This is a genomic window from Paenibacillus sp. GSMTC-2017 (assembly GCF_016019935.1).
Classification (GTDB): domain Bacteria; phylum Bacillota; class Bacilli; order Paenibacillales; family Paenibacillaceae; genus Pristimantibacillus.
This window is the reverse complement of the sequence record NZ_JAECMT010000005.1, coordinates 380,105-390,000: the sequence shown is the minus strand read 5'-3', so window position 1 is coordinate 390,000 and position 9,896 is coordinate 380,105. Positions and strand designations below refer to the sequence as shown.

Genomic DNA, 9,896 nt, shown 5'->3' with positions numbered 1-9,896 from the left:
TAGTCTCTGCATGCTTTCCTTCTATTAACTATGCATTCGCAACCATGTAGCGAAGCTCTAGCGCACTTGTATCCTTCAGATCCTTCATTACAGCAACCTCACGTACATAAGCACGTTTTACAAGTTTATGTACTACTAATGATAACTCCACTTGCAACTCCGTTATGATTGGGTGGGATTGAAGCTCTCCAATACTCCAAGGTTCTTCACGGCTATTCATAATATTTAATAAGATAGAACAACTACTCTTCATCTTGCTCATCACCGAAAACTCACATGCGAGCATAACAAGCTGCACACGCTGCTCTAATGTCTCTGGACTAGCTGTTAGTTCTTCATATAACTTATAGACCCCTGGATGTACTCGCTTTAATTGCTTCCATACGGTTAGCTCTGGATGTCTGCCTTCTTCTATTAATACAATATGTGCCCAATGATGAAGAGCAGTCAGAACATTGCTGTATGCATCGAGCATATTCCCATCAAGCAAATCCTGTTTAGCCTGTAGATACGTTCTTAGAAATCCATTGAATTCGATAAATTGCTTTTGCTCGCGCATGGATTCAGGAAATTGCAGTAACCGTTCACGAACGCTTGCTAGATAACCGTCGCGATCCAACAATATCTCCCCCCGCACTAACCATTCAATAATATTTCGATTTTCACCACCAGTAATCCATAAATGTAATTCATCCTGACTAATTGTTCGGACTAATGCACGTACATGATCTAATCGAACATGCTCAGCACGCTCAATCTCTACTCTTTTCTCTGTTACAAGGAGAACGAGTAGGTCTAAACCATCAATGAGCGGATTATATGGATATGGATTCTTGATGATAGCAATGGCCAACAGACCAGGCAACTCCCGATAGTCGCTAATAACATGTGCTTTGATATTCTCCACAGGGTTCCTCCATATGGCTTATCGCATTGGATTAAGCTATAATAATAGTCTACAGTTTTATTCTTTTTCGACAAGTTGGTTACACATTCCTGCTTCTTGTCGTAGATTTTCAGTCTCATTTTAATAAGCCAATAGTCACAGGAAGGGTTTGAATGATGAAAAGAATCTTTTTCAAATCGGCAAAAATCAATGAATTCCGCCTTTGGGGACTTGTCTTTACCATGGTTGGCATGGGCATAATGATACTCGGGACTGCCGGAATCGTTTTATGGGGACAGGCTGGGAAAATCGTTGCAGCTATCTTTATGGTATTCGGAATGATTGCTCTACTAATAAGTGTAGCCGTCTATTTCTGGGCTGGAATGATGTCGACTAGCGCAACAATGCTCGTTTGCCCTGAATGTAATCGCCAAACGAAAATGTTAGGAAAAACAGATCGTTGTATGTTTTGTCGTACAATGCTTACTCTTGATCCTGCTCAAGCTACTGAACATCCAGTTGAAGAAATTAAAGCATAGTTTTCCCAAATAAAAAACCTTCCGAGCAAATGGCTCGGAAGGTTTTTATTTATCTACATATATAGTTATTATTGCTTTTTTGTTAATGTGTTATCAATCGTTTGCCAGATAGATGGTGTTTGGAACGATCGTGCCCATGTCGCAACACCTGCTAGATCATATTTATGAACGATTTCAACACGCGCCTTCATGGAGGTATCGTCCTCAATCCAAATTCGTTTCAGCGCACCATCTTCTTTAAACTCCACATAGTTTTGACCAGCAGCTTCATCAAAGATCGGTTTAAGCTGCTTCTCTGCAATAATGGTTTTTACTTTTTCCATCCCTATTGCTTTGGAAGATACTTTTACAGCCCCTGTCTCATCTGCCTTTTCTGTCCAAACCCGGGTGTACAACGGCATACTAAGCACTATTTTGTTAGCTGGAACGCCATCTTCCTCCATAATTTTTTTAATCGAACGTTCTGTCCATGGCAATGATGCAACAGATCCTGATTTCGGACTAGCTCCCCAATGCTCATCGTATGCCATAACCATCATATAGTCGACAACTTTGCCAAGTGCTGCTCGATCCAAGAAAACCGACCACATCTCGCTATTCGATTTCGGAGTAACATCTATAGATACTACCAATCCCTGCTCATGAAGCAACGGAGTCATTTCCTTCATAAACTGTACGAGATTTTCTTTATCCTTCGTGTGCACGTTCTCGAAGTCAACATTTATACCTTGCAAATTATAGATCTGCGCAAATGCAAGTAATTGTTTAATCATATTAAACCGAGACTCTACCGTAGATAGCGCTACTGTTGTTAAATCTGGCTTAAATGCATTATCGAACAACGCCCACACTTGGTAACCACGTTCATGAGCCCATTTTACATAAGCTGGATCTGCCTTTGCTTCAATCGTGCCTTTTTCATCCAGCAGTTTAAACCACGTTGGACTTACGACGTTTACTCCAGGCATCTCACCAATCTTAGTCGGATCAATTCTACGATTGTAAACAGCTTCCCAAGTTAAATTGATTTTGCTACCCTTCACTTTCCAAGGTACATTAACATTATCAACTGATCGTTTAGGAACTTCCTCAATAGTAGTTAGTTGGACATCTTTTTTATTCAAATAACCTATATGACCGTCACTGCTTTGTACAAGCAGCCACCCCTTCGTATCTTCCCATACTCTGATGGAATCACCTTGTTTTACTTTTAGTAGATACGGCTCACGAATAGATGGTGCGACGCGAATCGCTGCTCCGTCCTTAGGAGAGGCATCAGCATGTTGGATAACGTCACCTTCCTTTAGGAGTGTGACGATTTTAGTCGTTTTGTTATATTCAACTCTTAATCCTAACAATTCCTCCAAAGGAGCAGTAGGAATATAGACAACATCATCTATAACTTCTGCTGCAATCGTAAGTTTGTACGGCTTCTGATTCATAATTCCTGTTAATGCATCAGTCTTAAGTCTAAGCACCTTATCCGTGCTTGTAAAAACGATTGTTCCAGATTTCTTCTCATAATGAATAGGCTTGTCTTCACTAAAAATATCTTCTAGCAGTGGTAGTGGCAACTTCACCAAATCACTTTCTACTTTAGCTCCGAAAGTTGTTTCTATTCCCTTTATTACAATAGGGTATTCCGTCTTATATTTCGGATCTATCTGTTCATTACTCGGAATGAACTTCAAATAACCAAACCATCCAAACGATACGATGGCTGCTACTGTGAATATTAGTAACAATAATTTACCGAATCCTCCTCTTCGTCTTCTACGAGGAGAACGGCTATAATTCGTTTCCAATCTATCACACTCCCACTCATTATCATTGTCCTAAATAAAGCTCACTGAAAATAAAAACGTGCAGATTAGCGTATGATCGCTTCCGGCACGTTATTCAGTAGCACATATCCAATTTATTAGACGTATTAACTCGTAATAGTGTTGCACGAAGTGCAAAGACCGTATATTTCCATCCGATGACCTTGTACCGTAAAGCCTGTTTCTCTCGAAGCGACTTTCTCCACCTCAAGCAGTGGCGGATGTCCAAAATCGACGATTTGACCGCAACCTTTGCAGATGGCATGATAATGATCCGATAAGTCTGCATCAAATCGACTGGAGTCATCACCATAGGTTAGTTCACGCACTAAGCCAGCTTCAACAAACAATCTCAAATTGTTATATATTGTCGCTACGCTCATACTCGGATATGTTGGAGAGAGCGCCTTATAAATCTCATCCGCAGTGGGATGGGACTTCGTATCCATCAAGTAGCTTAATATGGCGTGTCGTTGTGGGGTCATCCGGACGCCATTCATCTTCAACTGCTCTAGTGCCAAATGAACGCTGGCTGCCATTCCCCTCACGCCTTTCTGTGTATTAGATATCACTATTGTACGGTCATGCTCACGAATTTGTCAATGAAAGCGCCTCAATCGGAAACAATATGACGTTGCATCGATATACTATTTGTCGCATTAATATGAATACGATAAGTCCCGTCGCCAATAGTACCTCTAATCGTCTTGCGGCTTTGTTCAAAGGGAAGATCCGTCGTTATATTACCAAAAGTTACAGAACCGTAAAGGCTATAGTGCCCTATTTCTGGAATAATTAGTTTGACTTCACCAACTGAGCTGTCTATATCCCAATTTCCACCTACAATGGAACTATCCACTTCAATACTTCCGTTAAGTGTATCCGCCTTGAGGGACGAATTCACTTCTGATATTTTGATTTCCCCATTTTTGGTCTCAGCATCAAGATCACCATATATGTTACTGAGATCTAAATCCCCATTTAGTGTACTTGCAAACAACCCTCCGCCTGAGATTTGTTTCGCAACAATGCTCCCATTTTTCGCTTCAAGTTTCGTTTCGCCAACAATATTATATGCATCAATGCTCCCATTGTTTCCTGCGACTTGAATGGAACCATAAACATCTTCAAGTTTGATCAATCCTATGTTGCTTTTAATTCGAATACCACCTTGTGCATTGACACTTGATACGATGACAGCACCGTTTCCGCTCTCAATGTCTAATTTTAATGTTTGAACCTCAGTGTTTATATTGGAATGATTAGAACCAGATCCAATATTGCTATTAGAATCGGGAGTAGGGATCATTGCAATACTAGTGGCAATTGCGGATTCCAGTTCATTGGTAATGCTTGAGGCAATAGTGGAATCGGGTAGATTTGCAGCGTCTGTGCTAATCTGATTCTCCTCGGGTAAAACTGTCTCAGGCAGCTCGAAGATCGGCACTACAATTTCTAAATTCATCTTCGGCAATCGATTCCCATCATCACCATACAATTGTCCTTTTCCTTCAATAACTGTTTCATCGCCAGGAGAAACAATAGTAGTAGACTTTTCAGCAATCGTATTAGCTTCCGCTTCATCTGCAAGATCGACCCAAACGGTTGTGTAAAGCTCAATTTCTTTTACATCGTCAGCTCGAATGGTTATATCACCATTCACGTTAACTATACGAATAGCGCTTTGTCCTTGATCGAATGGTACTTTAACTACATTTTTGTCATATCGATAACCCTTTTCTTCTCCAAAATCCCGTTTCCCCTTTAAATCAACGTTAAATTGATCGAGCCAACGAACAGGGAAATCAGCATATTGCGTCACTGCGTAAGCGGAGAAAGTGACGACAAGCGCCGCAGAAACACCTGCTACGTCCAGACGAAGCTTGGCCGATTTATACCGAAGAATCGTACTATATAATATAACTTCAAAACCTAATACAATAAATGCAATCGGCCACCACTGATCAAAAAGTGCGATATCGTTACGACCTTGCCAAAGATCCCAAATTAACAAGGTCCCAACTGTAATAATAATGACACCTGCCGTAATTCGCCCCAGTTTGTACATCGCAAATGCTCCTCTCCAAATTGGGCTGATGAGCAAAAATGCTACAATCATAAGAAGTGGGCCAACAGACCATTCTGCAAGTTCGTTCATCCATGGCAGCATAAATGTCGGCGGTTTTATTAGAATTAACATAATAAAACCAGCCGCCATTAGACATATTCCATGATACAGCCGAATGGAAGGCTGATTTTTCACTCGTTTCTCTATGCTTTGCAGAGCATCAAACACGCTTATGAAATAAAATACGGGCAACATGAGACATAAGTAGACAATTAAAAGTAAATGTCTTCCTCCGTCTGAGTCTGCAAGCCGGAATATTGCTGTATAATCGAGCAGTAGTCCGGCCAGCAAAAGAAAGCCTTTAGAATGCTGCCCATTATAAATATGTCCCATTCCCGGTATCAGGAATGCCAGCAATACCGTCAGCCAAACTTTCCCCCGTTTATTTATTCCGAGCTCACCCAACGTATGCCCTCCAATTTTTTCAACTCATTAAGCAATTTAATCATCGTTTCGTCTTTACGGTTCGGCATTGTAATGTAAAGGACAAGTCGTGTTAGTGCCTGTTCCTCAGAATGACCGCTTCCTACTTTCTCATTCAACTCCACATCTTCTACGAACATTTTTCGAATCACAATATGTCGTTTATCGATTATGCCATTTAGATTAATCATCACTAATGATAAATCGACAGCGTGAATTTTAATGATATGTTCCTTCTTCGACGTAATAAAACGTTTCTCAAGCTTATTAAACAACCAAAGCGTTAGCAGAGCCATTACAGTTACCGAAACTGAAGCGAAATAGAAGCCCGCTCCAACTGCAAGTCCAATCGCAGCTACTACCCATAGAGAAGCAGCAGTTGTCAGACCTGTGATCGATTTACCAGTAAAAAGAATAGTTCCCGCTCCAAGAAAACCTACACCGGTAATAACAGCCGCAGCTAAACGTGCAGGATCAACACGAACATTAGGTTCTTCTACAAAATCAGAGAAGCCATAAATGGAAAGGAGCATCAGCAAACAAGCACCCAAGCAGACTAATATATTCGTACGGAGGCCTGCTGCATGGTTGGATTGTTCCCGCTCAAGTCCAATAAGCCCACCTAAAAGTAAGGCTAAAAACAAGCGGATTAAAATGTCTACTTCACTAATAAGCCACGGGTTATTAGTCGCACTCTGTATCACCATATATGATCCTTACCTTTCAATGTGATGTCGTGTTATTAACTGCAATAATATCTATTTCTATGCAACAAAAGGCGCGGAGCATCCATCAAGATGATCCACGCCTTACTATATGTGAGTAGCTTCCTATGAAAGTCGATCGAGCAGCAACTTGTTAACAAGAGCTGGATTAGCTTTCCCTCTTGTTTCTTTCATGATTTGACCTACAAGGAATCCAATTGCCTTTTCCTTACCAGCTCGGAAATCTTCAACAGATTGCGGGTTTTTCTCAATAATTGCATCCACTATAGCAAGAATTGCACCTTCATCGCTAATTTGTACAAGACCTTGCTCTTCTACGATTTTAGCTGGTAGCTTACCGCTTTCAAGCATTTCTTTAAACACTGTTTTAGCGATTTTACCACTGATGGTTCCTTGCTCTAGAAGTCCAATCATCTCGCCTAGTCCTTGTCCTGTAATCTTCACATCAGACAGTTCAAGACTATTCGTATTCATATATCCTAGTAGATCACCCATAATCCAGTTCGCTACTGCCTTTGCATCTTTCGTATGCTTTAAGCTCTCTTCAAAGAAATCTGCCATCTTCTTCGATGCGGTAATAACCTCAGCATCATATGAGGATAATCCGTTCTCTGAAATATATCTCGCTTTACGTGCATCTGGAAGTTCTGGAATTGTTGCGCGAATTGATTCTTTCCATTCCTGGCTAATATGCAGTTGCACAAGATCCGGGTCTGGGAAGTAACGATAGTCATGTGCTTCTTCCTTGCCACGCATAGAGAAGGACTTGCCTAGCGCATCATCAAAACGACGTGTTTCTTGTACGACAGTGCCGCCACTGTCAAGAATTTCAGCTTGGCGAATTTGCTCGTACTCAAGACCACGTTGAACGCCGCGGAAGGAGTTCATGTTTTTGAGTTCCGCACGAGTTCCGAACTCCTCTTGTCCGTAAGGACGAAGACTAATATTCGCATCGCAACGAAGACTTCCTTGCTCCATCTTCACATCGGAAACTTCGCAATACAGCATAATCGCTTTAATTTTTTCTAGGTATGCTTTTGCTTCCTCAGGTGTGCGGATGTCCGGTTCTGATACAATTTCAACAAGTGGTGTACCGACACGGTTAAAGTCAACAAGTGATGCAAAACCACCATCAACATGCGTTAGCTTTCCAGCATCTTCTTCAAGATGAAGACGTGTAATACCGATCCGCTTCGTTTCACCGTTTACTTCAATATCAATCCAACCGTTTTCACCAATTGGACGATCGTATTGTGATATTTGATAAGCTTTAGGTGAATCAGGGTAAAAATAATTTTTGCGGTCAAACTTGCTAATATCTGCTATTTGGCAATTAAGTGCCATTGAAGCTTTCATTGCAAATTCGACTGCTTGGCGGTTAAGAACCGGCAGTACGCCGGGATGGCCTAAACATACCGGACAGGTATGTGTGTTAGCTGGAGCGCCGAATGCAGTGGAGCAACCACAAAAGATTTTGCTGTTTGTATGTAGCTCGACGTGCACTTCCAGTCCAACGACCGTCTCATATTTGTTCGCTTCAGACATTCTTATCGATCCTTTCGTAAGCGTACTTCTCGAACGCAAAGATTATAGCTGCGGACGCAGCTTATGATGGTCGGTATGAGCCTCGAAAGCATGTGCGGCGCGAAGCACCGTAGACTCATCGAACGCCTTGCCGATAATTTGTAAGCCAATTGGCAGTCCATCCGCCGTGCCACAAGGAACACTAATCGCTGGTACGCCTGCAAGGCTTACTGGTATTGTACAAATATCGTTAAGATACATCGTCAATGGATCGCCAACTTGCTCTCCGATTCGGAATGCTGGAGTTGGTGCCGTTGGACCGATAATCAAATCAAATTGGTTAAACACATTATCGAAATCTTGTTTAATTAAAGTCCGTACTTTCTGTGCCTTCAAGTAGTAGGCATCATAGTAACCGGAGCTAAGCGCGTATGTTCCAAGCATGATGCGGCGTTTTACTTCTGAACCGAAACCTTGGCTACGCGACTTGCGATATAGATCAATCAGGTTGTCCGGATTGTCAGCACGCACGCCGTAACGTACGCCATCGAACCGAGCTAGATTAGAAGAAGCTTCTGACGAAGCTAACAAGTAGTAAGCAGCAATCGCATAATCCGTATGCGGAAGCGATACTTCTTCCCATGTTGCACCAAGTGATTCGTACACTTTCAGCGCATTCATAACAGCTTCTTTCACGCGAGGATCGATTCCAGCACCCAAATATTCTTTAGGTACGCCAATACGAAGACCCTTCACATCACCTGTTAAAGATGCCGTATAGTCAGGAATCTCAACTTTAGCAGATGTTGAGTCACTCGCATCATAACCTGCGATTGCTTGCAATACGAATGCAGAGTCCTCCACATTTTTTGTAAGTGGACCGATCTGATCCAGTGAAGAAGCAAACGCAACTAGACCAAAGCGAGAAACAAGCCCGTATGTTGGCTTAAGACCAACGATGCCGCAATAAGCAGCTGGTTGTCTGATTGAACCGCCTGTATCTGATCCTAATGAGAAATAGACTTGTCCAGCCGCTACAGAAGCAGCAGAACCCCCACTAGAACCTCCAGGAACATAATCTGTATTCCAAGGATTGCGTGTTGGGTAGTAGCTTGAGTTTTCATTAGAGCCGCCCATAGCAAATTCATCCATGTTAAGCTTTCCAATTGTAATTGCTCCAGCATCCTTAAGCTTACGTGCAGATGTTGCACTGTAAATCGGATTGTAATTGCTTAAAAATTGACTAGCACAAGTTGTTAACAATCCTTCAGTTACAATGTTATCTTTAATTCCTGCAGGCAAACCGAACAACAAACCGCGTTCTCCGCCACCTTGAATTTCCTTATCCAGCTCTGCCGCATGCGTTCGTGCGTTATCTTCATTTAATGTTATAAAAGCTTTGATCGCCGGTTCAGTTTCCGTAATTCTTGCGTAAGATGCATCTACTAGCTCTGTAACAGAAATTTCTTTGTTGTTAAGCTTGTTATGTACATCCTGTAGGCGTAAGTCAAACAGTGCCAACAGTAGCTCCTCCCTTCAAATAAAACCATTCTAAATTATTCAAGTACCGCTGGTACTTTAAAGTGTCCATCTTCTTCATCAGGTGCATTAAGAAGCACCTTCTCAATTAGGAGCGATTCCTTCTGCACATCCTCACGCATCACATTTGTAATGGGCAATACATGTGTAGTTGGCTCAACTTTCTCAGTATCTAGCTCGTTTAACTTTTCAGCATATTTCAAAATTGCATTGAGCTGGTCGGTAAACTGTGCTTTCTCCGCGTCCGTTAGCTCAAGCCGCGCAAGATTGGCGACATGCTCGACATTCTTCAACGTTATGCTCATCGGT

At 41.9% G+C, this 9,896-nt stretch carries 9 protein-coding genes; 1 reads left to right on the top strand and 8 read right to left on the bottom strand.

All coding sequences use genetic code 11. The annotated features are described in order from the left end of the window. Window positions 1-28 precede the first annotated feature (28 nt). Entirely contained in the window at window positions 29-907 is an 879-nt protein-coding gene (locus I6N90_RS25310) for a nucleotidyltransferase-like protein (protein WP_197937558.1), read from the bottom strand. Between the two features lie 155 nt (window positions 908-1,062). On the opposite strand from I6N90_RS25310, the gene I6N90_RS20745 reads away from it, so the two are divergent. Next, entirely contained in the window at window positions 1,063-1,425 is a 363-nt protein-coding gene (locus tag I6N90_RS20745; RefSeq protein WP_232243214.1) for a YgzB family protein, read from the top strand. A 68-nt stretch (window positions 1,426-1,493) separates the two neighbouring features. Here I6N90_RS20745 and I6N90_RS20740 read toward each other — a convergent pair whose 3' ends face one another. The 7 genes from I6N90_RS20740 to gatC form a co-directional block, all read right to left on the bottom strand. Then, on the bottom strand, window positions 1,494-3,230 hold the full coding sequence (locus I6N90_RS20740; RefSeq protein ID WP_197937557.1) for a glycosyl hydrolase family 18 protein: 1,737 nt from the start codon (window positions 3,228-3,230) through the stop codon (window positions 1,494-1,496). Window positions 3,231-3,355: 125 nt separating this feature from the next. After that, complete coding sequence (gene perR / locus I6N90_RS20735; protein WP_197937556.1) at window positions 3,356-3,787, bottom strand: peroxide-responsive transcriptional repressor PerR; 432 nt, start codon at window positions 3,785-3,787, stop codon at window positions 3,356-3,358. A gap of 74 nt (window positions 3,788-3,861) precedes the next feature. Then, window positions 3,862-5,781, bottom strand: coding sequence for a DUF4097 family beta strand repeat-containing protein (locus I6N90_RS20730; RefSeq protein ID WP_197937555.1), 1,920 nt, complete (start codon window positions 5,779-5,781; stop codon window positions 3,862-3,864). Continuing rightward, window positions 5,763-6,506: an MgtC/SapB family protein gene (locus tag I6N90_RS20725; RefSeq protein ID WP_197937554.1), complete on the bottom strand. Its 744-nt coding sequence runs from the start codon at window positions 6,504-6,506 to the stop codon at window positions 5,763-5,765. Before I6N90_RS20725 ends, I6N90_RS20730 begins: the two co-directional genes overlap by 19 nt. A 123-nt stretch (window positions 6,507-6,629) precedes the next feature. Beyond that, complete coding sequence (gene gatB, locus I6N90_RS20720) at window positions 6,630-8,069, bottom strand: Asp-tRNA(Asn)/Glu-tRNA(Gln) amidotransferase subunit GatB (RefSeq protein WP_197937553.1); 1,440 nt, start codon at window positions 8,067-8,069, stop codon at window positions 6,630-6,632. Window positions 8,070-8,111: 42 nt separating this feature from the next. Then, window positions 8,112-9,569 carry an Asp-tRNA(Asn)/Glu-tRNA(Gln) amidotransferase subunit GatA gene (gatA, locus tag I6N90_RS20715; protein ID WP_197937552.1) on the bottom strand — a complete coding sequence of 486 codons (1,458 nt, stop codon included), beginning with the start codon at window positions 9,567-9,569 and terminating at the stop codon, window positions 8,112-8,114. 35 nt (window positions 9,570-9,604) lie between these two features. Continuing rightward, complete coding sequence (gatC, locus tag I6N90_RS20710; protein WP_197937551.1) at window positions 9,605-9,892, bottom strand: Asp-tRNA(Asn)/Glu-tRNA(Gln) amidotransferase subunit GatC; 288 nt, start codon at window positions 9,890-9,892, stop codon at window positions 9,605-9,607. Window positions 9,893-9,896 lie beyond the last annotated feature (4 nt).